The following is a 25,811-nucleotide window of genomic DNA, read 5'->3' as shown; positions in this document are numbered from 1 at the left end:
TCACACCGTGCAGAAAGCCGTTTCCCGCGACGGGACCGTCATCGCCTACGACCGCACCGGCGAGGGTCCCGCCCTCGTCCTCGTGGGCGGCGCCTACCAGGTGCGGGAGGACCCGAGGTGGGCCACGCTCGCGGACCTCCTCGGCGACCGGTTCACCGTCGTGACGTACGACCGGCGAGGCCGCGGCGACAGCGGCGACACCTCCCCCTACGCGGTGGAGCGCGAGATCGAGGACCTGGCGGCCGTCATCGCCGAACTCGACGGCCCCGTACGCGTGATGGGCATGTCCTCGGGCGCCGTCCTGGCCCTGGAGGCCGCCGCGCACGGCGTTCCGATGAAGGAACTGGCCCTCTACGAACCCCCCTTCGTCATCGACGACAGCCGTCCGCCGGTCCCCGCCGACTACGTCGACCAGCTGGACGCGGCCATCGCCGAGGGCCGGCGCGACGACGCCGTCACCCTCATGCTCACCACCGCCGTGGGTGTCCCGGCCGAGTTCGTCGGCCAGATGCGCGCGAGCGGCATCTGGAACCACTTCGCGGCCCTGGCCCACACCCTCCCGTACGACGCCCGCGTCATGGGCGACACCATGTCCGGCCGTCCCCTGCCGGCGGACCGCTGGGCGGCCGTGCGGATCCCCGTCCTGGCCATCGGCGGCGGCGCGAGCGACCCCTGGCTCCAGTCGGGCGCCCGCGCCCTCGCGGCCCTGCTGCCGGCCGGCCACCACCGCACCCTGCCCGGCCAGACGCACGACGTGGACCCCTCCGCCCTGGCCCCCGCCCTGGCCCAGTTCTACGCCCCGGCCGCCCCCGCGTCCTGACGACCGCACCGCCCGACACCTCGCGACAGCGCCGGTCAGGAGCCCGATCCACTGAACGGATCAGGCCCCTGACCTGACTGGGGCGCGATTCTCGTGTCCCTGGCCGTCGGGGCGCTCGCGCGTTGGGCGTACGGGGCATGGACCAGGAAGCGCCGACCGCCTCCGAGGTGATCAGCGACAGCCCGCGCCGAATCGCGCGTCCGCGGTAAGACGCGGCTCAGTCGCCGAGCAAGCGCCGGAGCTCGTCCAGGGCAAGGCGCGTCGCCTGGGCGGCGGCGCCTGCGTCGAACTGGACGCCTTCGGACGCCAGGACGTCGGCGGGTGAGCCCGTGCTGGTGGGGTCGGTCCAGCGGAAGCCGGGGCTGACCTGGCCCGCCGTGTTGAGGACCCGCCAGGCGTTGGGGCATTGGCCGCAGGTGGCCAGGTGGGTGCCGACCGGGACGGCGTGGCTGCCGATCACGGCGGCCACGTCCCCGTACGTCGTCCACCGGCCCGCGGGGACGGCCGCCAGGAGTGCGTGCAGGCTCGTCCAGTCCTTGCCGGTGCCGGTGCCGTTGAGCTGCCTGGCCAGGCCCGCGAGGTGGGTGCCGGCCAGTGCTCCCCACTCGGCGGGGTCGACGGTGTCCGGGACGTGGGCGGTGTCGACGTCCCACCAGGTGGTGCCCTGTATGCCGTCGGCCTTGCGGCCGGTCACGCTGGTGAAAATGTGGTTGGCCAGTCCGGTCGGGGTGTAGGCCTTGCCGTCGCCCTTCCACGTCAGTGGCTTGGCGGTGTTGTTGTTCCACGTGGCACTTGCCCGACTGCTGTCCTCACCGACCCAGGCCAGGATGTCCTCGCGGATGCCTTCGGTCACTCCGTGCCTCGGCGTCAGCCGGAGCAGGGCCCCGTCCGGGATCAGTCCGGCGCCCGCGATGACGTGCACGGCGTTCTGGGCCCGCGAACGTTCTTCCAACTTCTGGGCCGCGGCCTTGGCCTCGATCCTGGCCGGAGCGAGAGTGAACTCCTCCACCTCCGGGGTGGGGTAGACCTTGGTGAAACCGGCGACGAGCTGGTCCTTCACCTTCCACAGGCCCACCTGGATGAGGTCGATGTCGAGGTTCATCTCCGACAGCCACACCACGGTGTGGGTGACCTGCTTGGGGAAGTCGCCAGCGATGATCACCTGCCGGGGACGCTGGAGCAGTTCGGGGCTCCAGTCCCCGTCCACGTGGTCCAGGAGGCGCCGGCGGCAGGTGTCCAGTTCGAGGTTCTCTCCCCGCCCCTTCCGGAAGTCGCGGTGCGCCTGGGCCAGCGTGTCGAGGTCGAACCGGGACACCAGGGCGGCGTAAGTGATCGCCTGGAGGTGGACGTCACGGTCGGCGGTACCCCGCTTCAGCTCGACCACCACGAGGCGCCCGGTGGCGTCCAGGCCCAGGACGTCCAAGCGGTCGCGCGCCGGCACCCCGTCCGTGTCGGCCCACCGGTCGAACTCGGAGGTGATCACGAGCACCGATTCGCCGAGGACCTGAGGGTGCGCGATCACCCACTCCTGGAGGTGCTGCCGTTCGAGGAGGCCTTGCGCTGCCAGCGTGGTCGCCGAGACCGGCGTGGCCGAGCCCCCGTCAACGGTGAAGAGATGATCCACGCTGTCCCCCTGGCCCGATGTGTCAGCCAGGCGCCCTCACGTCGGCCGCCTCGAGCCTATGTGCGAGTCGCTCCCCGGGTCAGTTCGTTGCGATAGATCGTTGGAAGGGTCCGGGAGGCGACGGGGAGCCGGATCCCGAAGTCGGCTCCGCGCCCGGCGAGGGCCCGCGCAGATGGCTCCCACGACCGGCCCGCAAACCACTCAAGGGCTTGACCCGCGATGCGGATCAAGCCCTTGACCTGGTCTTACGAAGTCGGGGTGGCGGGATTTGAACCCACGACCTCTTCGTCCCGAACGAAGCGCGCTGCCAAGCTGCGCTACACCCCGATCGTCGCCCTGAAGTGCTGCTGTCCTGGCGACATCGATTACTTTAGCGGACCCTCGCCCTGAGACGAAATCCGGTTTCACGCGGGCCCGGCGCGGGTGGTCAGGCCTTCGGGGCCAGGGTCAGGAGCGTCGCCTCCGGGGGGCAGGCGAAGCGGACCGGGGTGAAGCGGTTGGTGCCGCAGCCGGCCGAGACGTGGAGGTAGGAGCGCCGGCCCTGGGTCTCGTACGTGGAGAGGCCCTTCACCCGCTTGGTGTCGAGGTCGCAGTTCGTGACCAGCGCCCCGTAGAAGGGGACGCAGAGCTGGCCGCCGTGGGTGTGCCCGGCCAGGATCAGGGGGTAGCGGTCGGCCGTGAAGGATTCCAGCACCCGCAGGTACGGGGCGTGCACGACGGCCATCGAGAAGTCCGCGTCCGCCTCCGGGCCGCCCGCGACCCGCTCGTAGCGGTCCCGCTTGATGTGCGGGTCGTCCAGTCCGGTGAAGGCCAGCTCCAGCCCGTCGATCTTCAGCCGGGCCCGGGTGTTGGTGAGGTTCAGCCAGCCCGCCGCGTCGAAGGCGTCCCGCATCCCCTCCCACGGGTTGTGGACGGCGCCGACGACCGGCTTGTTGCCGTTCAGCCCGTGCCGCCCCTGTGCCTTCTCGATCAGGTAGCGCCCAGGGTTGCGCAGCCGCGGCCCGTAGTAGTCGTTCGACCCGAAGACGTACACGCCGGGGAAGTCCATCAGCGGGCCCAGCGCGTCGAGCAGCTCGGGCACGCCTTCCGTGTCGGAGAGGTTGTCGCCGGTGTTCACGACGAGGTCGGGGCGCAGCCCCGCCAGGGACTGCAGCCAGGCGCGCTTCTTGCGCTGGCCGGAGACCATGTGGATGTCGGAGACCTGGAGGACCCGGAGCGGCCGCGCCCCGGCGGGCAGTACCGGGACCGTGATCCGGCGCAGCCGGAAGGACCGGGCTTCGAAACCGGCGGCATAGGCCACACCCGCGGCCCCCACCGCCGCGATGGAGGCGGTCACCTTCAGGGGGACTCCGTAACGCGCACGCATGCCCCCATCGTCGCAGACCCGGAAAACGGGTGGGCGCCACGGTGCCCGCACCTGGCAGACTCAAGGGCATGACCACGCTCAAGGCCAAGCTCCAGGAAGACCTCACCACCGCCATCAAGGCGCGCGACGAACTCGGTTCGTCCACCCTGCGCCTGACCCTCGCCGCCATCACCAAGGAGGAGGTCGCGGGCAAGGAGGCGCGCGTGCTCTCCGACGAGGAAGTCCTCAAGGTGATCGCCAAGGAGGCGAAGAAGCGCCGCGAGGCCGCGGAGGCCTTCGCCCAGGGCGGCCGCGCCGAGCAGGCCGCGCGGGAGACGGCGGAGGGCGAGTTCCTGGACGCCTACCTGCCCAAGCAGCTCAGCGATGACGAGCTGACCGCGATCGTGGCGCAGGCCGTCGAGGAGGCCCGGGCGGCGGGTGCCGAGGGGCCGCGGGCCATGGGCGCCGTCATGAAGATCGTGAACCCGAAGGTGGCGGGTCTGGCGGACGGCGGCCGGGTCGCCGCCGCCGTCAAGAAGCAGCTTTCGTAGGGAGCGGCAGGGACCGGCAGGGACCAGTAGGACCAGCAGCACCAGCAGGGAGGGCCCCGGTCGGTGATCCGACCGGGGCCCTCCCTTTCCTTCTGTCCCGCCCGTGCTCCTACGGGGTCTCGCCGCCGCCGATCAGGCCGGGCTCCACCGGGACGACCGGGTCGGTCGGGGTCTCGGGGATCCGGCCGCCGCCTCCGGTGAGGGTTCCGCCGGTGGACCCGGTGGTGGTGCCGCCGGGGCGGGTGTCGCCGGGCTTGTTGTCACCGCCGGGCTTCGTGGGCTTGCCGGGCTTGCGGGGGGTGGCCGGCGGGGTCGTGCCGCCCCGGCCGCCGTTGTTGCCGCCGGTGCCGCCCCCGGTGCCGCCGCCTCCGACCGAGGGCTCGGGGACGCTGACTCCCGCGAAGCTCGGGGCCTCGCGGCCGGCCAGCGCTCCGGTGACCGCGTCCTTCCAGATCGGGCCGGGCAGACCACCGCCGAAGACCTTCGGGTAGTACTGGCCGCCGATGGTGATGTCCTCCATCGAGATCTTCTTCGACCCGCCGGAGCCGACCCACACCGCGCCGGACAGGTTCGGGGTGTAGCCCACGAACCAGGCGTTGTAGCGGTTGTCGGTGGTACCGGTCTTGCCCGCGTTGTCGCGGTCGCTGAGGCCGGCCCGCTCACCGGTGCCGGAGTCGACCACCCCGCGCAGCAGGTGGTTGATGGTGTCGGCGGTGTCCTGGGACATCGCCCGGTCGCACTTGGACTTCGGCACCGCGAGCGCCTTGCCGTGCGCGTCGGTGATCGACTCCAGGGCGATCGGGGTGCAGTAGACGCCCCGGTTGGCGAAGGCCGCGTACGCGTTGGCCATGGTCAGCGGGGACATCTCGGCGGAGCCGAGCGCGATGGACGGCTCCTCGGGCAGCTTCACGCCGCTGGCCGGGACCACGCCGAGCTTCTGCGTCATCTCCATCACCGGGCAGAGCCCGATGTCCGAGATCATCTGCACGAAGTAGGTGTTGATGGACTTCTCCATCGCCGTCTTCAGCGCGTACGGGCCGACCTCGTCGCGGGTCTCGTTCTCGGCCGTCTGCATCTTGCCGTTGCCGAGCGGCAGGTTCTGCCAGGCCGGGCCGGAGCAGCGCGCCACCGGGCTCGGGTACTCCATCTTGTTCGGGGCCGAGTAGACCTTCGTCGGCTCCACGCCCTGCTCCATGGCGGCGGCCGCGATGAACGGCTTGAATGTGGAACCCACCTGGAAGCCGAAGTTCGAGCCGCCCATCCGCTTGTCCACGGAGTAGTTGATCTGCGTCTCGTTCTTCCCGAAGCCGTACGGCTTCGACTGGCCCATCGCCAGGACCCGCCCGGTGCCCGGCTGGACCATGGTCACGGCCGTGGCGATCGAGTCGTCCTCGTTGACGTGGTCCTTGATCGAGGCGTTGGCGGCCTCCTGCGACTGCGGGTCCAGGGTGGTGCGGACGGTCAGTCCGCCCTGGTTCCAGATCTTCGCCCGTTCCTCGCGGGTCTTGCCGAAGACCGGGTCCGAGAGGAAGGTGGCGCGCACGTAGTCACAGAAGAAGCCGGCGCCCTTGACGGCGGTGATGCAGCCGTTCTTGGGCCGGGTCACCTTCAGCGCGACCGGCTTCGCCTTCGCCTCGTCCGCCTCGGCCTGCGAGATGTCCTTCACGTCCGCCATGCGCTGGAGGACGACGTTGCGCCGCTTCATCGCCTCCTGACTGTCGTTCACCGGATCGTACCGGCTCGGCGACTGCACGAGGCCGGCCAGCAGCGCCGACTCCTCCAGCGTCAGGTCCTTGGCGGGCTTGCTGAAGTAGCGCTGGGAGGCGGACTCGATCCCGTACGCCCCCTGCCCGAAGTAGGTGATGTTGAGGTAGTTCTCGAGGATCTTCTTCTTCCCGAGCTCCTCCTCGACCTGGATCGAGTACTTCAGTTCGCGGATCTTGCGGCCGAGGCTCTTCTCCTGCGCCTCGCGCACCTTCGTCTCGTCGTCGCCGGCTTCCTCGACGAAGACGTTCTTCACGTACTGCTGCGTGAGCGTGGAGGCGCCCTGCGCCGCCCCGCCCTCCTGCGCGTTGCGGTTCACCGCGCGCAGGATGCCCTTGAGGTCGACGGCGCCGTGCTCGTAGAAACGCGAGTCCTCGATGGCGACGATCGCCTTCTGCATGTACGGCGACATGGCCGTGAGCGGCACGACCTGACGGTCCCGTGAATAGACGGTGGCGATCAAGCCACCCTCGGCATCCAGGATCGTGGTGCGCTGGCTCAGCGGAGGCGTCTTCAGATTGGCCGGGATCTCATCGAAACCCTCGACCGTGCCCTTGGCGGCGAGGCCCAGCGCACCAGCGCCCGGGATCGCGATACCGGCAAGTACGACTCCGGAGAGAACCGACACACCGAGGAACTTGGCGGCCTGCTGCGGCCCCGTCAGCCCTGCGCCCGAGCGCTTCTTTCCCATGGAGGGCAGCCTACGTTCTCAATCGCCGGACACGCGCGAATGCCTTGGCCTAAGCTGTCCCCAACTGTCACAGCAGCGCGGTGCGACATCAACCCCTCGGCTTGATTTTCACCCTCCCGAATGGGGTGGACTCATGTCCGAATCTCGCCCTTCCCCCTGACGGCCGCTTACCGGAGCCTCCCCGATTTCACCCGAATCGCCGGAATGGCCGGGCATGTCGCCGGATCACTCCGTCGGGTGATCTGCCGCTTACCCATAGTCCGTTCGGACCATTCAAGATTGGGCCCGTCGGGGGTGTTGCACTGTGTCCACCTTCCGTAACGTCCTCAACTGGCAGCGGTGAATATGCCGCTACCGCCGTGGGGGAGCCTCGATTCGGGAGAGGACGGCACCGGGATGGGCTGGGTTACCGACTGGAGTGCGCAGGCAGCCTGCCGCACTACCGATCCGGATGAACTGTTCGTTCAAGGAGCGGCACAGAACAGGGCCAAGGCGGTGTGCACCGGATGTCCGGTGCGGACCGAGTGCCTGGCCGACGCACTCGACAACCGCGTCGAGTTCGGAGTATGGGGCGGAATGACCGAGCGGGAACGGCGCGCCTTGCTGCGCAGGCGTCCCACCGTCACCTCGTGGCGACGGCTGCTCGAAACCGCCCGCACGGAGTACGAGCGCAGTACGGGCATCCTCACCGTGGATGTCGACGCGGAGATCGACGTGACGTACGAGACCTACGCGGCAGCCGGGTAACCCCCCGGGCACCGCGTCGGCACCCCCTCGTACGTACGTCTACGCTCCGGCCGGAACCCCGGCCGAGAGTCGCTCTCCGATGGCCCGCAGCCCGGCGAGGTCGTGGACATCGCCGGGCAGGGCGGCCACTTCGGCCACCGCCACCTCGGGGTGGAGAGAAGTGAAGCGGTCGCGTGTGCGTTGCTCGCGCGCGATCACCTGCATCCGCTCGGCGTGCAGGCGCAGCAGTCCTGCCGTGATCCGGTCCACGTCGTCCACGTCGTCCACCACGTCGTCCACGTCGGCCGTGCCCTCCGCGTCGGCGGTCGTCGTCCCGCCCGTGTGAGCCGCGCCGTCCGTGCCGGGGGAGCCGTCGCCGGCGGCGTCACGAAGTCCAGCTTTCCCGGACTCCTGATCGACAATGCCGCCCTCTTCAAGATTCTCCGCGGCGGCCAGCGCCCGCTCCGCCGACAGCTGTTCCGCGTCGCTCCCGTGCACCCGGTTCAGCACCAGGCCCGCCAGCGGCATCCGCTCCGCGGCCAGCCGCTCCACGAAGTACGCCGCCTCGCGCAGCGCGTCCGGCTCGGGAGCCGCGACCACCAGGAACGCCGTGCCGGGAGCCTGGAGCAGCCGGAAGGTCGCGTCCGCGCGCGTCCGGAACCCGCCGAACATGGTGTCCATCGCCGCCACGAAGGTCTGTACGTCCTTCAGCAGCGAGGCACCCATCAGCTTGCTCAGCGTGCCGGTCATCATCGACATGCCGACGTTGAGGAACTTCATCCCCGCCCGGCCGCCGACCTTCGCCGGAGCCATCAGCACCCGGATGAACTTCCCGTCCAGGAACGACCCCAGCCGCTTCGGCGCGTCGAGGAAGTCCAGCGCGGACCGGCTCGGCGGGGTGTCCACGACGATCAGGTCCCAGTCGTCCCTGGCCCGCAGCTGCCCGAGCTTCTCCATCGCCATGTACTCCTGCGTGCCCGCGAAGCCGGCCGACAGGGACTGGTAGAAGGGGTTCGCCAGGATCGCCCGTGCCCGCTCGCCGTCCGCGTGCGACTCGACGATCTCGTCGAAGGTCCGCTTCATGTCCAGCATCATGGCGTGCAGTTCGCCGACGCCGCCGGTACCGCCCTCTATGCCCGGAACCCGGCGCGGGGTGTTGTCCAGCGAGTCGATCCCCATCGACTGGGCCAGCCTGCGCGCCGGGTCGATGGTCAGCACCACCACCCGCCGCCCGCGCTCGGCCGCCCGTACGCCCAGCGCCGCGGCCGTCGTGGTCTTGCCGACGCCGCCCGCGCCGCAGCACACGATGATCCGGGTCCCCGGGTCGTCCAGCAGCGCGTCGACCGCCAGCCGCCGCGGCGTGTCCAGCCCCATGCTCTCCCCGCCCTCGCTCATGCGGCGTCCACCTGCTTGCGCAGCTCCGCCGCCAGCTCGTACAGCCCGGCCAGTTCCATCCCCGAGCCGAGCAGGGGGAGTTCGTACGTCGGCACGCGCAGCCCCGCCAGCACCGCGCGCTGCTCCCGCTCGAGCTCGACCCGGCTCGCGTGCTCGGTGGCCTGCGTGAGGAGCGGCTCCACCAGCCGCTCGGCCAGCCCGCCCCGTCGCGCACCGCCCAGCCCGGCCCGGGACAGGGCCTTGGCGATCTCCGCGCGGCGGCCGTCCGCCGCCGCGCGCAGGGTGTCCTCGTCGAGGTGGTGCGGGCGCACCATGTTGACGATCACCCGGCCGACGGGCAGACCCGCCGCCACCAGTTCGTCGATGCCGTCCGAGGTCTCCTGGACGGGCATCTCCTCCAGCAGGGTCACCAGGTGCACGGCCGTGTCGGGGGACTTGAGCACCTTCATGACGGCCTGGGCCTGGTTGTGGATCGGCCCGAACCGGGCCAGCCCCGCCACCTCGTCGTTGACGTTCAGGAACCGGGTGATCCGCCCGGTCGGCGGCGCGTCCATGATCACGTGGTCGTAGACGAACCGCCCGGCCTTGTCCTTGCGCCGGACCGCCTCGCACGCCTTGCCGGTCAGCAGGACGTCCCGCAGACCGGGCGCGATCGTCGTCGCGAAGTCGATCGCGCCGAGCTTCTTCAGGGCGCGGCCCGCCGAGCCCAGCTTGTAGAACATCTGGAGGTAGTCCAGCAGCGCCCGCTCGGCGTCGATGGCGAGCGCGTACACCTCACCCCCGCCCGCGCCGGGCGCGACGGCGATCTTCCGCTCCTCGTAGGGGAGCGCTTCCGTGCCGAAAAGCTGTGCGATGCCCTGCCTGCCCTCGACCTCCACGAGAAGAGTCCGCCTGCCCTCGCGCGCGAGGGCCAGCGCGAGTGCCGCGGCGACCGTGGTCTTGCCGGTGCCGCCCTTGCCGCTGACCACCTGGAGCCTGCTCACAGCGTCCGAGCCTAACCACTCCCGCTCAGGCATTACGCTCGCCCCCATGACCAAGAAGTTCGAATACGCGACGGTCCCCCTGCTGGTTCACGCCACCAAGCAGATCCTGGACACCTGGGGCGAGGACGGCTGGGAGCTCGTCCAGGTCGTGCCCGGCCCGAACAACCCCGAGCAGCTCGTGGCCTACCTCAAGCGGGAGAAGGCATGAGCGGCGCCGTCGAGGCCCGGCTCGCCGAGCTCGGCCTGACCCTGCCCGAGGTCGTTCCGCCGCTGGCCACGTACCAGCCGGCGGTCCGGTCGGGCGCGTACGTGTACACCGCGGGCCAGCTGCCGATGGTGCAGGGCAAGCTCCCCGTGACCGGCAAGGTCGGCGCCGAGGTCTCCGCGGAGCAGGCGAAGGAGCTGGCGGCGACGTGCGCCCTCAACGCGCTGGCCGCCGTCAAGTCCGTGGCCGGTGACCTGGACCGGATCGCCCGTGTGGTGAAGGTCGTCGGCTTCGTCGCCTCGGCCCCCGACTTCACGGCGCAGCCGGGCGTGCTGAACGGTGCGAGCGAGCTGCTGGGCGCGGTGCTCGGCGACAAGGGCGTGCACGCGCGCAGCGCGGTCGGCGTGGCGGTGCTGCCGCTGGACGCGCCGGTCGAGATCGAGATCCAGGTCGAGCTGGCCGACTCCTGACGCCCGGGCCCCGCGGTGTGCGGCCTTGCCGGACGTTCCGGCGTGCCGCCCGCGGGGCGGGGCGCCGTGCCGGTTCCGCCGCCGCGCGGGGCCGCGTCCCCAGGCGCGGGGCCGTGCGGGAGGGGCCGGCGTCCAAGATCGGCCCGGCCGGGGCCGGGGCCTCGAACATCGGGCCGGATGGCCGTAGCATCCCGCCATGCCGAATGGTCAGCACGGTCAGCCCTCGCCCAGCCAGCCGCCCGCGGGAGGGCAGTGGTACCCCCCGGAGTGGCCGGACCGCATCCGCGCGCTCGCGGACGGGACCCTCACCCCGGTGGAACCCAGACGCGCCGCCACCGTGATGCTGCTCCGTGACACCACCGCCGGCCCGGCCGTGCACATGCTGCGCCGGCGCTCCTCCATGGCCTTCGCCGGCGGCGCGTACGCCTACCCCGGCGGCGGTGTCGACCCCCGCGACGAGGACCACCGCATCGGCTGGGCCGGACCCGGCCAGGAGCTGTGGGCGCGGCGCCTCGGCACGGATGCCGCCGCCGCCCAGGCGATCGTCTGCGGAGCGGTGCGCGAGACCTTCGAGGAGGCCGGGGTGCTGCTCGCGGGCGAGACCCCGGACACGGTCGTCGGCGACACCACCGGTGACGACTGGGAGGCCGACCGCGAGGCCCTCGTGGCGCGCGAGCTGTCCTTCGCCGAGTTCCTCGACCGGCGCCGCCTGCTGCTGCGTTCCGACCTGCTCGGGGCGTGGGCCCGCTGGATCACCCCGGAGTTCGAGCCGCGCCGTTACGACACCTGGTTCTTCGTGGCCGCCCTCCCGGAAGGCCAGCGCACCCGCAACGCCTCCACCGAGGCCGACCGGACCGTCTGGATCCGCCCCGCCGAGGCCGCCGCCGGGTACGACAAGGGCGAGCTGCTGATGATGCCGCCGACCATCTCCACCCTGCGCTCCCTGGAGCCGTACGGCAGCGCCGCCGACGCGCTCGCGGGGGCCGGTGCGCGGGACCTCGCCCCGGTCCTGGCCGAGGCCTCGCTGGAGGACGGCGTGGTGGTGCTCAGCTGGCCGGGCCACGACGAGTTCACCAAGCGCGTCACCCTCGGAGGCTCCGCATGAGCGACGCAGTGGCCCTCCCCGGCCAGCCCCGCGGAGTCGTCGCCTCCGGGCCCGCCACGGCCCGCGCGGTCAACGTCCTGGCGCCCAATCCCTCGGCCATGACCCTGGACGGCACCAACACCTGGCTGGTCTCCGAGCCCGACTCCGAGCTGGCCGTCGTCATCGACCCCGGCCCCCGCGACGAGACGCACCTGCGGGCCGTCATCGCCACCGCCGAGCGGGCCGGCAAACGGGTCGCGCTGACCCTCCTCACCCACGGCCACCCCGACCACGCCGAGGGCGCCGGCCGCTTCGCCGAGCTCACCGGTACGAAGGTCCGCGCCCTCGACCCCGCGCTGCGCCTCGGCGACGAGGGCCTGGCCGCCGGGAACGTCATCCGCACCGGCGGCCTGGAGCTGCGGGTGGTGGCCACCCCCGGGCACACGGCCGACTCGCTCTGCTTCCACCTGCCGGCCGACCGGGCCGTCCTGACCGGCGACACGGTCCTCGGCCGCGGCACCACCGTCGTGGCGCATCCCGACGGCCGCCTCGGCGACTACCTGGACTCCCTGCGCCGCCTGCGCTCCCTGACCGTCGACGACGGGGTCCACACGGTGCTCCCGGGGCACGGGCCGGTCCTGGACGACGCGCAGGGCGCCGTCGAGTTCTACCTCGCCCACCGGGCGCACCGCCTCGCACAGGTCGAGACGGCGGTGGAGAACGGTTTCACCACGGTGGAGGCCGTCGTCGCCCACGTCTACGCGGACGTGGACCGCTCGCTGTGGCCGGCCGCCACGTGGTCGGTCGAGGCCCAGCTCGAGTACCTCCGCGATCACGGACTGATCCCGGGAGGACCCGAATGAGCCCGCGGAGGACCGGCCCGGCGGGGGCGGCTGCCTAGGCGCGCGGCGTCTTCGTCCCGAGCCGGGCCGTGTACTCGTCGGCGAGCCACGGCCCGAGGTCGTCGAGGTAGGCCCGCGCCACGGCCGGATCGTCGACCGGGTCCAGCGCCACGGCTGCGGCGCGCCGCAGCTGGGCGGCCCGCTCCGGGTAGTACGCGCCGAAGACCTCCGCGGATTCGGCGAGGTCGCTGGTCCAGCCGCCCCACCGGGGCATGACCAGGGTGAAGGCGGTCCGCACCAGGTGCCGAGAGAAGAACCGGTTCATCCTGAGGAACTCGGCGGGCTCCGAGGCGGCCTCGAACCGGGCCCGCCACCGCGGCAGCAGGGCGGCCAGGTCGCCGTTGGTCTCGCGGGCGAGCACGGCGTCGGGCCGGTACCGGGGCAAGTGCTCGGCGAGGTCGTCGCCGAGCAGCGGGGTGCACAGGCAGGCGAGGAACCAGCCGAGGTCGTAACGTTCCTGCTCGCTCAGCAGCCGCTCCTTGCCGTACAGCAGGATGCCGACCCCGTCGATCTGCGGGAAGTCCTGGTCGAGCCCCCGCCCGAGCACCTCGGCGGTGTCGTGGTCCTCGTCGCCCGGCTCCCGGTGCAGGGCGATCAGCAGGTCGAGGTCGCTGCGCCCCGGCCGGGCCGTCCCGCGCGGTACGGAGCCGTAGAGGTAGGCGCTGTGCAGCCGGCGCCCGTACGCCTCCGCGGCGCGTTCGCGGGCGGCCGCGACCGGGCCCGCGAACTCGGGCCGGACCCGCCCCAGGGACCCCTCCCGCTCGAAGTAGCCGTACGCGTCCAGCCCTCTGCGCTCCATGGCCCTACTCTGCACGTCCCCGGCCCTGGCCGGCCGGCATTGGCGTCCCGGTGTCCCGTCCCGGGTACCGCGCAGGCGCCGGGTACGAGCGGAGGGGCCCCGTCCGTACCCGGACGGGGCCCCTCCGCGAAGACACCCGAAGGCGGCGTCAGCGCGAGCGCTTGGCGAGCCGCTCCACGTCCAGCAGGATCACGGCACGCGCCTCCAGGCGCAGCCAGCCACGGCCCGCGAAGTCGGCCAGCGCCTTGTTCACGGTCTCGCGGGAGGCGCCGACGAGCTGGGCCAGCTCCTCCTGCGTCAGGTCGTGGACGACGTGGATGCCCTCCTCCGACTGCACGCCGAAGCGGCGAGACAGGTCGAGGAGCGCCCGGGCGACACGGCCGGGAACGTCGGAGAAGACCAGGTCGGACATCTGGTCGTTGGTCTTGCGCAGGCGCCGGGCGACGGCGCGCAGCAGCGCGGTCGCGACCTCGGGCCGGGCGTTCAGCCACGGCTGGAGGTCACCGTGCCCGAGGCCGAGGAGCTTGACCTCGGTCAGGGCGGTGGCGGTGGCGGTGCGGGGGCCCGGGTCGAACAGCGACAGCTCGCCGATCAGCTCGCCGGGACCGAGGACGGCCAGCATGTTCTCGCGGCCGTCGGGGGAGGTGCGGTGGAGCTTCACCTTGCCCTCGGTCACGACGTACAGCCGGTCACCGGGATCGCCCTCGTGGAACAGGGCGTCGCCGCGCGCGAGGGTCACCTCGGCCATGGAGGCGCGGAGCTCCGCGGCCTGCTCGTCATCGAGCGCCGCGAAGAGCGGGGCGCGCCGCAGAACGTCGTCCACGAGTCTCTCTCCTATGTCGACCAGCCAGTGGGGACCGCTCCCCATTTTGCCGGACGGCTCAAACAGTGCGATCAATCACAAGGATGCCGGACGGATGGGTGTGCTGTGCGGCGCGAGGCCGATCGGGGTGGTGTTACCTGAGGTCCGGGCGGGTGTCGGCGCCCGGCCTTAGGCTGGTCGGGTGTCCAATAAGCCGGTGAGAGCACAGGCCAAGGGGTCCGCGGGAGTGACGGCGGGCCTGAATTCTGCCGTGGGCGAACAAGCCCGAGCAGAGACGTCCGAAAAGGTCCGACCTGTCCCGTTGGGCAAAGGTTCGGCCAAGAAACCGGCGGCGGCGAAGCCGGAATCCCGTCTGGCGATGGTCCGACGGGCCCGCCGCATCAACCGCGAGCTCGCCGAGGTCTACCCGTACGCCCATCCGGAGCTGGACTTCCGCAATCCGTTCGAGCTCCTCGTCGCGACCGTCCTCTCCGCGCAGACCACCGACCTGCGCGTGAACCAGACGACCCCGGCCCTCTTCGCCGCCTACCCGACGCCCGAGGACATGGCCCAGGCCGTACCGGAGGACCTGGAGGAGATCATCCGGCCGACCGGGTTCTTCCGGGCGAAGGCGAAGTCACTGCTCGGCCTCTCGCGGGCGCTGCGCGACGACTTCGGCGGCGAGGTCCCCGGCCGGATCGAGGACCTCGTCACCCTCCCCGGGGTCGGCCGCAAGACGGCCAACGTGGTGCTGGGCAACGCCTTCGGGGTCCCCGGGATCACCGTCGACACCCACTTCGGCCGGCTGGTGCGCCGCTTCAAGTGGACCGAGCAGGAGGACCCGGAGAAGGTCGAGGCGGAGATCTGCGCGATCTTCCCCAAGAGCGAGTGGACGATGCTCTCCCACCGCGTGGTCTTCCACGGCCGCCGCATCTGCCACGCCCGCAGGCCCGCCTGTGGTGCCTGCCCCATCGCCCCGCTCTGCCCGGCCTACGGCGAGGGCGAGACGGACCCGGAGAAGGCGAAGAAGCTGCTGAAGTACGAGAAGGGCGGCTACCCGGGCCAGCGCCTCTCCCCGCCTCCGGACTACCCGGGCCTCCCCGCGCCGCCGCTGGGAGCCCGTACGGAGCCCTGAGCACGGCCGGTACGAGCCGTCGCGCCCCCCGGGCCCGGAGGGACCCCGGGGGGCGCGCGGCGGGCGCCGCACGCGCCCCCGACGGAACGAATCCGGACCCGGGCCGCGTTCAGCGGTCAGACGGTGTCGACAGAGGAACGCGGACAGGGGTGCCCATGACGCGCGGTACGCAGGACGAGACCACGGCAGCCGCCCGGGAGGGCGACGGCCTGGCCCTCACGACGGCCGGTCTGCCCGCCTGGCTCGACCCCGTCGTGGAGGCCGCCCGGAGCGTCCGGCCGCGCCAGCTCAGCCGCTTCCTGCCCCCCGAGGACGGCCGCGGCCGGCAGTCCGCCGTGCTGATCCTCTTCGGCGAGGGCCCGCGCGGCCCCGAGCTGCTGCTCCAGGAGCGCGCCGGCAGCCTCCGCTCCCACGCCGGGCAGCCCTCCTTCCCCGGCGGCGCCCTGGACCCGGAGGACGGCGACCCGCACACCACCGGCCCGCTGCGCGCCGCCCTGCGCGAGGCCGAGGAGGAGACCGGCCTGGACCCGGCCGGGGTGCAGCTCTTCGGGGTGCTGCCCCGGCTCTACATCCCGGTCAGCGAGTTCGTCGTGACCCCCGTGCTCGGCTGGTGGCGCGAGCCCTCGCCGGTCGGCGTGGTGGACCCGGCGGAGACGGCCCGGGTCTTCACGGTGCCCGTGGCGGATCTCACGGACCCCGCCCACCGGGTCACCGTGGTCCATCCACGCGGGCACGAGGGGCCCGGATTCACCGTGGAATCCGCCCTGGTCTGGGGTTTCACCGCCGGCGTCATCGACCGGATCCTGCACTTCGCGGGCTGGGAGCGACCGTGGGACCGCTCACGTCGCGTGCCGCTCGACTGGCACGCATGAGACGGTGACCCTCGTGAACGTGCTGGACATCCTGTTGCTGGTCGCCGCCGTGTGGTTCGCGATCGTCGGCTACCGCCAGGGGTTCGTCGTCGGCGTCCTGTCGGTGATCGGCTTCCTCGGCGGTGGTCTCATCGCCGTGTCCCTGCTGCCCCTGATCTGGGACCGGGTGACCGACAACGGCACCCAGGTGTCCACCACGGTCGTGGTGATCGCCGTCGTCGTGATCATCATCTGTGCCTCCATCGGCCAGGCGCTCACCACCCACCTGGGCAGCCGGCTCAGACGCCACATCACCTGGTCGCCCGCCCGTGCGCTGGACGCCACCGGCGGTGCCCTGGTCAACGTCGTCGCCATGCTGCTCGTGGCCTGGCTGATCGGCTCCGCGCTGGCCGGGACCTCGTTGCCCACCCTGGGCAAGGAGGTCCGCAACTCCAAGGTGCTCCTCGGGGTGTCGCGCGTGCTGCCCGACCAGGCGAACACCTGGTTCTCCGACTTCACCTCCACGCTCGCCCGCAACGGCTTCCCGCAGGTCTTCAGCCCGTTCTCGAACGAACCGATCACCGAGGTGAAGGCGCCCGACCCGGCGCTCGCCCGCAGCGGGGTCCCCCAGCAGGCCAAGCTCTCCATCGTGAAGGTCGTCGGCACCGCGCCCAGCTGCAGCAAGGTCCTGGAGGGCACCGGCTTCGTCTTCGCGCCCGGCAAGGTGATGACCAACGCCCACGTCGTCGGCGGGGTCGTGGAGCCGACCGTGCAGGTCGGCGGCGAGGGCAAGCTCTACGACGGCAAGGTCGTGCTCTACGACTGGGAGCGCGACATCGCCGTCCTGGACGTGCCCAGGCTGAAGGCCCCTGCCCTGGAGTTCACCGACAAGGACGCGACGAGCAGCAGCGACGCGATCGTCGCGGGCTTCCCGGAGAACGGCGCCTACGACGTCCGCGCGGCGCGCGTCCGCGGCCGGATCAACGCCAACGGCCCGGACATCTACCACCGGGGCACCGTCCGCCGCGACGTGTACTCCCTGTACGCGACCGTCCGCCAGGGCAACTCCGGCGGTCCGCTGCTGACGCCCGAAGGCAGGGTCTACGGAGTCGTCTTCGCCAAATCGCTCGACGACCCGAACACCGGCTACGCCCTGACCGCGGACGAGATCCGCGAGGACATCCGCATCGGCAAGACCGCCGAGCGCCGCGTCGACACCCAGGGCTGCGCCCTCTGACCCGTACGGGGCCGGGGGCGCCGCTCCGGATCCGTGATCCCCCGCGTACGCCCCCGGGTGCCCGTCCCTCGGGTGCGTCCTACATGCGGGGATGGCGCAGCCGCGCCGAGACCCAGCGGGCGCGCCGGCGCAGGATGCGCGGGATCCCGAGCCGGGGGTCGTGGCCGTCCCGGCCGGTCCTGTCGTGCGTGCCCGGCGCCGTGGCCGAGCGTCGTTCGCGTGCGGTGTCACCGTGGTCGTGCGTCCAGCCCATACAACGAGCTGTGCCCGGGCTCCAAGGTCCGTAATCCCGTACGCGGCGCCCAATTGGCCTATGCGCCGGGCATGTGAAGGTCCGTAAGGCCGTCGTACGGGGCCGGCTGTCGGTTCGTCAGGCCCCCGCCGGCGATCCGTCAGCGATCGGGTTCGGGGTCCTTGAGCCAGTTCAGCAGCTCGGTGGTGAAGCCGTCCGGGTCCTCCTCGTGCGGGAAGTGCCCCAGGCCGTCGAAGAGCCGCCAGCGGTAAGGGGCTTCGACGTACTCACCGGAACCGGCCGCGCTGCGCGTGCGCATCACCGGGTCCAGCGAGCCGTGCAGGTGCAGCGTCGGCACCCGTACGGGCCGCTTCATCCGCCGGTAGAACTGGAGTCCGTCCGGGCGGGCCATCGACCGCATCATCCAGCGGTAGGGCTCGATCGAGCAGTGCGCGGTGGACGGGATGCACATCGCCCGCCGGTACACGTCCAGGTCGGCGTCCTCCGGGAGCAGCGGGCCGGACCAGTCCCGGATCAGCCCGGCCACGAGGGCACCGTCGTCGGCGACCAGCTGCCGCTCCGGGATGAACGGCCGCTGGAACCCCCAGATGTGCGAACTCGCCCGGGTCTGGCCGAAGTCGGCCATCATCGCCGAGCGCCAGCGGCGCGGGTGCGGCATGGAGGAGACGACCAGCCGCCGCACCAGCTTCGGACGCATCACGGCCGCCGTCCAGGCGAGGTAGCCGCCCAGGTCGTGTCCGACGAGGGCCGCGTCCGGCTCGCCGAGGGACCGTACGACCCCGGTGATGTCGAGCGCCAGGTTCGCCGGGTCGTAGCCGCGCGGGGTGCGGTCGCTGCCGCCCACCCCGCGCAGGTCCATGGCCACCGCGCGGTATCCGGCGTCCGCGAGGGCGGCCAGCTGGTGCCGCCACGTCCACCAGAACTGCGGGAACCCGTGCAGCAGCAGCACCAGCGGCCCGTCGCCGGCCTCCGCGACGTGGAAGCGGGCGCCGTTGGCGGCGACGTCCCGGTGCGTCACCGTCCTCCCGCCGGGGAGGTCGAGCCGTACCGCCGTGGCGGCGGTGGGCGGAGTACCGGAGTCGGCCGAGGGCGCTGTCATGAGGACGAGCGTGCCACACCCACAGCCTGGTCACTCACCGCGCGGGGATGCGGCTTGACGGTTCCGACGAGGGCCGCGGTCTGCTTGACCGAGTCCATGGTCTTCACCGGCGGCTTGATCTTCTTGAACTTGGTCACCGCCAGGAGCCCGATCAGCCCCGCCAGCAGCCAGAACGCGCCGCCGACGATGAGGAAGGACCAGGCCAGCCCGAGACCCAGATTGTGGATGCCGTAGGCCGCGGCGAAACTCAGTACGGGGAGGGAGAAGAGCACGAGCACGCCGGCCGCGATCGCGGCGCCGCTGCCGATGCCCGCACGCTTGACGTCCTGCTTGATCTCGACCTTCGCGAGGGCGATCTCGTCGTGCACCAGGGCGGACATCTCGGCGGTGGCCGAGGCGACCAGCTGGCCGAGTGTGCGCTCCGCTCCCGGAGCCCCTTGGTCCTCCACTGCGCTCATCCCTGTCTCCCTCTGTCGTCGTCCCGCCGGCGGCTGTCCTCCGTCGTCCCTCAGATCATGCCGGACGGTCGGCGCGGGTGCTGGACCCGCCCGCCGCTTCGTCTTCGGCCGTGTCAGACGCCGTGGCCCGCCCGAGTGCCACGGCTTGGGCCCTGCGGCGGTGTTCGGCGGCCTTCTCCTCGAAGATCTTCGCCATCCGCAGGTGGTACTCCGGGTTGTCCTGTTCGTAGATGTCCGGGATCCCGTCGAGGTCGTCGTCGCGCTCCTCGGCCTCGGTCAGCGCCCGGTACTTGCGGTCGCGCAGCTTGAGCATGGCGCTCGCGATGACCGCCGCGATGAGGGAGCCGATCAGTACGGCGGCCTTGACCTCGTCGGTGAGGACCTGGTCCCCGTCGAAGGCGAGTTCACCGATGAGCAGGGAGACGGTGAAGCCGATGCCGGCGAGCGAGGCCACGGCGAGCACGTCGGGCCAGGCGAGGTCCTCGTTCAGCTCGGCCTTGGTGAAGCGGGCGGCCAGCCAGGTGCCGCCGAAGATGCCGACCGTCTTTCCGACGACGAGGCCGAGCACCACGCCGAGGGTCTCGGGGCGGGTGAAGACCTGAGCGATGGATTCGTCCGAAAGGGAGACACCGGCGGAGAAGAGGGCGAAGAGCGGCACGGCCAGTCCGGCCGACAGCGGGCGCACGAGGTGCTCGATGCGCTCGCCGGGGGAGTGCTCCTCGCCCTCCTCGCGGGTGCAGCGCAGCATCAGGCCCATGGCCACGCCGGCGATGGTGGCGTGGACGCCGCTGTTGTACATCAGGCCCCAGATGACCAGGGCGAGCGGGACGTAGACGTACCAGCCGCGGACTCCGGCGCGCAGCAGGAACCAGAAGAGGACCAGGCCCGCGACCGCGCCGCCGAGTGCGGCGAAGTCGAGGTCGCTGGTGAAGAACACCGCGATGATCAGGATGGCGAACAGGTCGTCGACGACTGCCAGGGTCAGCAGGAAGGCGCGCAGTGCCGAGGGCAGCCAGGTGCCGATGACCGCGAGGACGGCGAGGGCGAAGGCGATGTCGGTGGCGGTCGGGACGGCCCAGCCGGCACTCGATCCGTCCCCCACGGTGTTGACCAGCAGGTAGACGAGCGCGGGCACCGCCATGCCGCACAGGGCGGCGATCACCGGGAGGGCCGCGGCCTTGGGGTCGCGCAGGTCGCCCGCGACGAGTTCGCGTTTGAGCTCGATGCCGGCGACGAAGAAGAAGACGGCGAGCAGGCCGTCGGCGGCCCAGTGCTGGAGCGAGAGGTCCAGGCCGAGGGAGGCGGGACCGATGTGGAAGGAGCGGACGCGGTCGAAGCTCTCCGCCAGTGCGGGGATGTTCGCCCAGGTGAGGGCGGTGATCGCGGCCGCCAGCAAGAGGACGCCGCCGACGGTTTCCGTGCGCAGGGCGTTCGCGACGTAGCGGCGCTCGGGCAGGGAGAGGCGGCCGAGGAACTTGAACCGGCGGTCGGGGCCGGGTGTGTGCGCGGGAGTGGCCACGGTGGGGACCTCCGGGTGGTCGACGGCATGACTGTGCAGTTGCCGACCAGACTTCCCGGCGCACCCTGGGGACTTTCGGACGTCTCTTGACGCTTCTTTGATTTTACAGGGTGTGCCCGGTCGTACCAGATGATCTTCGTCTTGAACGGACGGAGGGCGCCCGGGCGCGTTGTGCGCCGGACGCCCTCCTCAGGCCGGGTCCCGCCGGTCTCAGTCCTCGTCGGAGCTGCTGGGAAGCTTCGTCTGGATCAGGTCCATCACCGAGGAATCGGCCAGCGTGGTGACGTCGCCGACCGCGCGGTTCTCCGCCACGTCGCGCAGCAGCCGGCGCATGATCTTGCCCGACCGCGTCTTCGGCAGCTCGGCCACCGGCAGGATGCGCTTCGGCTTCGCGATGGGGCCGAGGGTGGCACCGACGTGGTTGCGCAGCTCCGCGACCAGGCCCTCCGTCTCGGAGGCGGTGCCGCGCAGGATCACGAAGGCCACGATCGCCTGTCCCGTGGTCTCGTCGGTCGCGCCGACCACCGCCGCCTCGGCGACCGAGGGGTGGGAGACGAGCGCCGACTCGACCTCGGTCGTGGAGATGTTGTGGCCGGAGACCAGCATGACGTCGTCGACCCGGCCGAGGAGCCAGATGTCGCCGTCGTCGTCCTTCTTGGCGCCGTCGCCCGCGAAGTACTTGCCCTCGAAGCGCGACCAGTAGGTGTCGATGAACCGCTGGTCGTCACCCCAGATGGTGCGCAGCATCGACGGCCACGGCTCGGTGAGGACCAGGTAGCCGCCCCCGCCGTTCGGGACCTCGTTCGCCTCGTCGTCCACGACGGTGGCCGAGATGCCGGGCAGGGCGCGCTGTGCCGAGCCGGGCTTGGTCGCGGTGACCCCCGGGAGCGGAGAGATCATCATGGCGCCGGTCTCGGTCTGCCACCAGGTGTCGACGATCGGGCAGCGGTCGCCACCGATGTGCTTGCGGTACCACATCCAGGCCTCGGGGTTGATCGGCTCGCCGACGGAGCCGAGCACGCGCAGGCTGGACAGGTCGAACTTCGCGGGGATGTCGTCGCCCCACTTCATGAACGTACGGATCGCGGTGGGCGCGGTGTAGAGGATGGTGACGCCGTACTTCTGCACCACCTCCCAGAACCGGCCCTGGTGCGGGGTGTCGGGCGTGCCCTCGTACATCACCTGGGTGGCGCCGTTGGCGAGCGGCCCGTAGACGATGTAGGAGTGCCCGGTCACCCAGCCGATGTCGGCGGTGCACCAGTAGACGTCGGTCTCCGGCTTGAGGTCGAACACCGCGTGGTGGGTGTACGAGGCCTGGGTGAGGTAGCCGCCCGAGGTGTGCAGGATGCCCTTCGGCTTCCCCGTGGTGCCCGAGGTATACAGGATGAAGAGCGGGTGCTCGGCGTCGAAGGCCTGCGGTGTGTGCTCCGTTGACTGGCGGCCGACCAGCTCGTGCCACCAGACGTCCCGGCCCTCGGTGAAGGCGGTGTCCTGGCCGGTGCGGCGTACGACGAGGACGTGCTCGACCTGCGGGCACTTGGCGACGGCCTCGTCGATGGCGGGCTTGAGCGCGCCGGGCTTGCCGCGGCGGTAGCCGCCGTCGGCGGTGATCACCAGCTTGGCGTCGGCGTCCTGGATGCGGGAGGCGACGGCGTCGGCGGAGAAGCCTCCGAAGACCACCGAGTGGGCTGCGCCGACCCGGGCGCACGCCAGCATCGCGACGACCGCCTCGGGGATCATCGGCAGGTAGACGGCGACCCGGTCGCCGGCCCGGACACCGAGCTCGGTGAGGGCGTTGGCGGCCTGGGAGACCTCGTCCTTGAGCTGGGCGTAGGTGATCGAGCGGCTGTCGCCGGGCTCGCCCTCGAAGTGGATGGCGACGCGGTCGCCGTTGCCGGCCTCCACGTGGCGGTCCACGCAGTTGTACGCGACGTTCAGCCTGCCGTCGGCGAACCACTTGGCGAAGGGCGGGTTGCTCCAGTCGAGCGTCTGGGTGGGCTCGGTGTCCCAGCTCAGCCGGCGTGCCTGCTCGGCCCAGAAGCCCAGCCGGTCGGCGTCGGCCTGGGCGTAGGCGGCCTCGGTCACGTTGGCGGCGGCGGCCAGATCGGCGGGCGGTGCGAACCGCCGCTCCTCCTTGAGCAGATTGGCCAGGCTGTCAGTGCTCACGACATCTCCCTTTCCCAGAGTTCTCGTTGTCCCCGGGCATAGCTGTGTCTCCGGGCATAGCTCATCAGTCGGATGTCCAGGTGACAAGGGCTAGCCGAAAATTGGTTTAGACCTATATCACGACTGGGGGCGTCCGCCGGACGTCCGCCGCATGCGAACGAACGGCCCCTTTCCGCCACGGGTGCGAGAAGGGGCCGTCAGCTTGCACGGATACGGGAGGGTATCGGTTCGAGCGGGTTGTGGATCAAGCGTTCTGGTCGACGCTGTCGAAAACCCGACAGTCGAAGAAGTCCTCTCCCTCGGACAGCAGGTAGGCCTGCGCCTCACCCACGTGGAAGTACATCCCGTGCAGCTCCAGCGTGCCCTCGGCGAGCCTGCGCGCCACCGACTCGTGCGCCCGCAGGTGGTCCAGCTGCTGCACCACGTTGGTCAGGCAGAGCTGTTCCACGGCGTCCGCCGGGAGCCGCCCGGAGATCCGGGCCCAGGCGTGGTGCCGGCTGCCCATCCGCTCCAGGCTGGGACGGCCGTGCCGCAGCCAGCGCGTCAGGGGGGTCATCGGGGCTTCCGGGTGGGAGTTGAGCAGGGCTTGCATGGCCCCGCAGCCCGAGTGCCCGCAGACCGTGATGCTGGCGACCTCGAGCACGTCGACGGCGTACTCGATGGCCGCGGCGACCGAATCGTCGGTGGCCTCGGCGCCGGGCAGGGGGACGAGGTTGCCCACGTTCCGGACGGTGAACAGGTCGCCCGGGCCGCTTGCCGTGATCATGCTGGTGACCAGCCGGGAGTCCGCGCAGGTCAGGAAGAGCTGGGAGGGCCGCTGCCCCTCACGGGCCAGCCGTGCCAGCTCGTCGCGGACGCGCGGGGCGGTGTCCCGCTGGAAGGCGCCGATCCCACTGGCCAGTTGGCCTGCGCCGCGTCGCCGGGGCGCCGGGGCGGAAGCGGGCGATCCGGCCGCCGCGGGTGCCCCGGCGGCCCCGGCCGCGCCGGGGGTCGTACGCCCTTCCGTGCCTCCGGGGCGGCCCGCGTCACCGGCGTCGGCCGACAGGCCGGCGGCATGCCCCGCGCGGTGGTCGCAGTGGTTCTGCCAGGGCGTCCAGGGGCGGCAGCACTGGTGCGCCGCGCGCCCGGAGTCGGTCCGCCGGTGCCCGCCTCCGCCGCCCGCACCGGGGAGGAGGGGGTCGGGGCCGGGAAACGGGTCCGTTTCCGTGCCCGGCCCCGGCCCCGGATCCGGCCCCGACCCCGGCCCCGTGCCCGCGAGCACCCGCCCGCCGCGGCCGGTGAGTTCCAGCGATCCGCCGTGTGCCCGGTGGGAGTTCTGCCAGTCGTGCAGGGTCTCGTAGGCGGCGTGGTCCATGAACGAGCCGTCCAGCTCGAGCACCACGTGCCCGCCGTGCGGGATCTGGCTCAGCACGCGGCTCAGCCTGGGTACGGCCAGGAAGGTCAACTGGCCGCGGGCACAGACGTGGTGCCCGCCGTCCAGGTCGGTCAGGGTGATCCGGGTCCGGGTCAGCCGGTGCAGGGCCAGGGCCACGGCGACCGCGATGCCCACGGCCACGCCCTCCAGCACCCCGCCCAGCACCACGGCCGCGATGGTCGTCGCGTAGACCAGCACCTCGCGGTGCCGGTTGACGGTGCGCAGGTGCGTGATGCTGACCATCTGCACACCGACGGCCATCACCAGGGCGGCCAGCGCCGCGAGCGGGATGAGGTCGAGGACGGGCACGAGCAGCCCGGCCGCGAGCACCACCCACAGCCCGTGGAACATGGCCGATTTTCTGCTGACGGCGCCGGACTTGACATTGGCCACGCTGCGCACGGCCACGCCCGTGATGGGCAGTCCGCCGAGCAGCCCGGAGACGATGTTCGCCGCGCCCTGGCCGCGCAGCTCGCGGTCGAGGTCGGCGCGGGGCGGACGGTTGTCCGTACCGCGCTCGGACGCGATCAGCTTGTCGGTGGCGACCGAGGACAGCAGGGACTCCACGCTGCCCACCAGGGTGATGGTCAGGACGGCGGCGATCAGACCGAGGACCGGTCCCTCGGGCAGCTCGGGCAGCGCGTGGCTGCGCCAGGACGGCAGGTCGACCCGGGGCAGGGAAAGCCCGGCCAGGGCCGCGAAGGCGGTGGCGGAGGCGACGGCCGCGAGCGCGGCGGGGACCTTGCGCAGGGCGCGCCCCGCCCGCCCGGGCAGCCGGCTCCAGCCCAGCAGCACACAGACCGTCAGCACGCTCACCGCGAGCGCCGCCGGATGCGGATCGGCCAACTGGGCGGGCAGCCCGAGGACGTTGGCCACGGCGGAACTCTGCGGGCTGCCGCCGAGCACGATGTGCAGCTGGGCCAGCGCGATGGTCACGCCGATTCCGGCGAGCATGCCGTGCACGATCGCCGGGCTCACCATGAGGGCCGACCGGGCGGTGCGCAGGAGTGCGAGCCCGAGCTGGCAGACGCCGGCGAGCACGGTGATGGCGCATGTGGTGCGCCATCCGAAGCGCTGGATCAACTCGGCGGTCACCACGGTGAGTCCGGCGGCCGGTCCGCTCACCTGGAGCGGGGCTCCGCCGAACCGGCCGGCCACGATCCCGCCCACGGCCGCGGCCACCAGCCCCGCCTGGAGCGGGGCGCCGGTGGCCAGCGCGATGCCGAGGGAGAGCGGCAGAGCGATCAGGAAGACGGCGATGGACGCGGACAGGTCGGCGGGCAGGTCCTTGAGGGGACCGCGCGTCTGCGGGGCGGTCGGGGCGGGGGCCGGGGCGGTGGCTGGGGCTGGCGTTGTGGCTGTCATGGGTCCCGTCTCCTCTGAGGAGGGGTGAAGCGGCGGGAGTTTCAACACTCGGTAAATGAACGGTAATGGAGAGTAAAGAGCCGTGGTGAACAATACGGGCAAATGGCCTAGGAATTAGCACTCAGGGATGAATAAGCATTTTGTCTGGCTTGT

The 25,811-nt window shown here is 71.7% G+C and carries 23 protein-coding genes and 1 tRNA gene; 10 read left to right on the top strand and 14 right to left on the bottom strand.

Annotated elements, in window-relative coordinates:
• Positions 1–7 precede the first annotated feature (7 nt).
• Positions 8–820, top strand: a complete 813-nt coding sequence (locus ACZ514_RS10600) for an alpha/beta fold hydrolase (protein ID WP_469124536.1) — start codon at positions 8–10, stop codon at positions 818–820.
• A gap of 217 nt (positions 821–1,037) precedes the next feature.
• Here the strand turns inward: ACZ514_RS10600 and ACZ514_RS10595 are convergent, their stop codons facing one another.
• From ACZ514_RS10595 to ACZ514_RS10585, 3 genes are all read right to left on the bottom strand, one after another.
• A complete protein-coding gene (locus tag ACZ514_RS10595; protein WP_469124535.1) occupies positions 1,038–2,444 on the bottom strand; it encodes a DNA-binding protein in 1,407 nt (468 codons plus the stop codon).
• Positions 2,445–2,697: 253 nt separating this feature from the next.
• Positions 2,698–2,771, bottom strand: a tRNA-Pro gene (locus ACZ514_RS10590).
• Positions 2,772–2,871: 100 nt separating this feature from the next.
• The gene (locus ACZ514_RS10585) at positions 2,872–3,810 is read right to left on the bottom strand and encodes a metallophosphoesterase (RefSeq protein WP_468163554.1); all 939 of its coding nucleotides are present in this window, start codon (positions 3,808–3,810) and stop codon (positions 2,872–2,874) included.
• A gap of 68 nt (positions 3,811–3,878) precedes the next feature.
• Here ACZ514_RS10585 and ACZ514_RS10580 point away from each other — a divergent pair, with 68 nt between their 5' ends.
• Positions 3,879–4,340 carry a GatB/YqeY domain-containing protein gene (locus ACZ514_RS10580; protein WP_469124534.1) on the top strand — a complete coding sequence of 154 codons (462 nt, stop codon included), beginning with the start codon at positions 3,879–3,881 and terminating at the stop codon, positions 4,338–4,340.
• A gap of 109 nt (positions 4,341–4,449) precedes the next feature.
• On the opposite strand, the gene ACZ514_RS10575 is transcribed toward ACZ514_RS10580, so the two are convergent.
• On the bottom strand, positions 4,450–6,795 hold the full coding sequence (locus tag ACZ514_RS10575; RefSeq protein WP_468163550.1) for a transglycosylase domain-containing protein: 2,346 nt from the start codon (positions 6,793–6,795) through the stop codon (positions 4,450–4,452).
• A gap of 396 nt (positions 6,796–7,191) precedes the next feature.
• Here ACZ514_RS10575 and ACZ514_RS10570 point away from each other — a divergent pair, with 396 nt between their 5' ends.
• The gene (locus ACZ514_RS10570) at positions 7,192–7,542 is read left to right on the top strand and encodes a WhiB family transcriptional regulator (protein ID WP_361602800.1); all 351 of its coding nucleotides are present in this window, start codon (positions 7,192–7,194) and stop codon (positions 7,540–7,542) included.
• Positions 7,543–7,581: 39 nt separating this feature from the next.
• On the opposite strand, the gene bagB is transcribed toward ACZ514_RS10570, so the two are convergent.
• Positions 7,582–8,916 carry an ATPase BagB gene (gene bagB, locus ACZ514_RS10565; protein ID WP_468163548.1) on the bottom strand — a complete coding sequence of 445 codons (1,335 nt, stop codon included), beginning with the start codon at positions 8,914–8,916 and terminating at the stop codon, positions 7,582–7,584.
• Positions 8,913–9,899, bottom strand: a complete 987-nt coding sequence (gene bagA / locus ACZ514_RS10560; RefSeq protein WP_468163546.1) for an ATPase BagA — start codon at positions 9,897–9,899, stop codon at positions 8,913–8,915. The genes bagB and bagA overlap by 4 nt, the downstream gene beginning before the upstream one ends.
• Positions 9,900–9,945: 46 nt before the next feature.
• Here bagA and ACZ514_RS10555 point away from each other — a divergent pair, with 46 nt between their 5' ends.
• The 4 genes from ACZ514_RS10555 (at position 9,946) to ACZ514_RS10540 (ending at position 12,521) form a co-directional block, all read left to right on the top strand.
• Positions 9,946–10,107, top strand: coding sequence for a DUF4177 domain-containing protein (locus ACZ514_RS10555; RefSeq protein WP_007264966.1), 162 nt, complete (start codon positions 9,946–9,948; stop codon positions 10,105–10,107).
• Positions 10,104–10,574, top strand: a complete 471-nt coding sequence (locus ACZ514_RS10550) for a RidA family protein (RefSeq protein WP_468163544.1) — start codon at positions 10,104–10,106, stop codon at positions 10,572–10,574. Before ACZ514_RS10555 ends, ACZ514_RS10550 begins: the two co-directional genes overlap by 4 nt.
• Positions 10,575–10,770: 196 nt before the next feature.
• Positions 10,771–11,679 carry an NUDIX hydrolase gene (locus ACZ514_RS10545; protein WP_469124533.1) on the top strand — a complete coding sequence of 303 codons (909 nt, stop codon included), beginning with the start codon at positions 10,771–10,773 and terminating at the stop codon, positions 11,677–11,679.
• Positions 11,676–12,521 carry an MBL fold metallo-hydrolase gene (locus ACZ514_RS10540; protein ID WP_469124532.1) on the top strand — a complete coding sequence of 282 codons (846 nt, stop codon included), beginning with the start codon at positions 11,676–11,678 and terminating at the stop codon, positions 12,519–12,521. Before ACZ514_RS10545 ends, ACZ514_RS10540 begins: the two co-directional genes overlap by 4 nt.
• Before the next feature lie 34 nt (positions 12,522–12,555).
• Here the strand turns inward: ACZ514_RS10540 and ACZ514_RS10535 are convergent, their stop codons facing one another.
• Positions 12,556–13,359: a nucleotidyltransferase domain-containing protein gene (locus ACZ514_RS10535; RefSeq protein ID WP_468163538.1), complete on the bottom strand. Its 804-nt coding sequence runs from the start codon at positions 13,357–13,359 to the stop codon at positions 12,556–12,558.
• A 148-nt stretch (positions 13,360–13,507) separates the two neighbouring features.
• Entirely contained in the window at positions 13,508–14,182 is a 675-nt protein-coding gene (locus ACZ514_RS10530; protein ID WP_007264960.1) for a Crp/Fnr family transcriptional regulator, read from the bottom strand.
• A gap of 301 nt (positions 14,183–14,483) precedes the next feature.
• On the opposite strand from ACZ514_RS10530, the gene nth reads away from it, so the two are divergent.
• From nth to ACZ514_RS10515, 3 genes are all read left to right on the top strand, one after another.
• On the top strand, positions 14,484–15,296 hold the full coding sequence (nth, locus tag ACZ514_RS10525; protein ID WP_469124531.1) for an endonuclease III: 813 nt from the start codon (positions 14,484–14,486) through the stop codon (positions 15,294–15,296).
• Between the two features lie 155 nt (positions 15,297–15,451).
• Positions 15,452–16,168 (top strand): NUDIX hydrolase, encoded by a 717-nt coding sequence (locus ACZ514_RS10520; protein ID WP_468163534.1) that lies wholly within the window; start codon positions 15,452–15,454, stop codon positions 16,166–16,168.
• 13 nt (positions 16,169–16,181) lie between these two features.
• The gene (locus tag ACZ514_RS10515; protein WP_468164348.1) at positions 16,182–17,384 is read left to right on the top strand and encodes a MarP family serine protease; all 1,203 of its coding nucleotides are present in this window, start codon (positions 16,182–16,184) and stop codon (positions 17,382–17,384) included.
• Positions 17,385–17,463: 79 nt separating this feature from the next.
• On the opposite strand, the gene ACZ514_RS10510 is transcribed toward ACZ514_RS10515, so the two are convergent.
• The 6 genes from ACZ514_RS10510 to ACZ514_RS10485 form a co-directional block, all read right to left on the bottom strand.
• Positions 17,464–17,637: a hypothetical protein gene (locus ACZ514_RS10510; protein ID WP_468163532.1), complete on the bottom strand. Its 174-nt coding sequence runs from the start codon at positions 17,635–17,637 to the stop codon at positions 17,464–17,466.
• A 139-nt stretch (positions 17,638–17,776) separates the two neighbouring features.
• The gene (locus ACZ514_RS10505; protein WP_468163530.1) at positions 17,777–18,736 is read right to left on the bottom strand and encodes an alpha/beta fold hydrolase; all 960 of its coding nucleotides are present in this window, start codon (positions 18,734–18,736) and stop codon (positions 17,777–17,779) included.
• Positions 18,733–19,194 carry a phage holin family protein gene (locus ACZ514_RS10500; RefSeq protein WP_467890320.1) on the bottom strand — a complete coding sequence of 154 codons (462 nt, stop codon included), beginning with the start codon at positions 19,192–19,194 and terminating at the stop codon, positions 18,733–18,735. Before ACZ514_RS10500 ends, ACZ514_RS10505 begins: the two co-directional genes overlap by 4 nt.
• A 55-nt stretch (positions 19,195–19,249) precedes the next feature.
• Complete coding sequence (gene nhaA, locus ACZ514_RS10495; protein WP_468699481.1) at positions 19,250–20,713, bottom strand: Na+/H+ antiporter NhaA; 1,464 nt, start codon at positions 20,711–20,713, stop codon at positions 19,250–19,252.
• 210 nt (positions 20,714–20,923) lie between these two features.
• Positions 20,924–22,879 carry an acetate--CoA ligase gene (acs, locus tag ACZ514_RS10490; protein WP_468163526.1) on the bottom strand — a complete coding sequence of 652 codons (1,956 nt, stop codon included), beginning with the start codon at positions 22,877–22,879 and terminating at the stop codon, positions 20,924–20,926.
• A gap of 244 nt (positions 22,880–23,123) precedes the next feature.
• A complete protein-coding gene (locus ACZ514_RS10485; RefSeq protein WP_469124530.1) occupies positions 23,124–25,658 on the bottom strand; it encodes a SulP family inorganic anion transporter in 2,535 nt (844 codons plus the stop codon).
• Positions 25,659–25,811: the final 153 nt, after the last annotated feature.

This window comes from Streptomyces sp. NPDC034086 (assembly GCF_055575515.1).
This window is presented reverse-complemented; position numbering and strand designations above follow the sequence as displayed.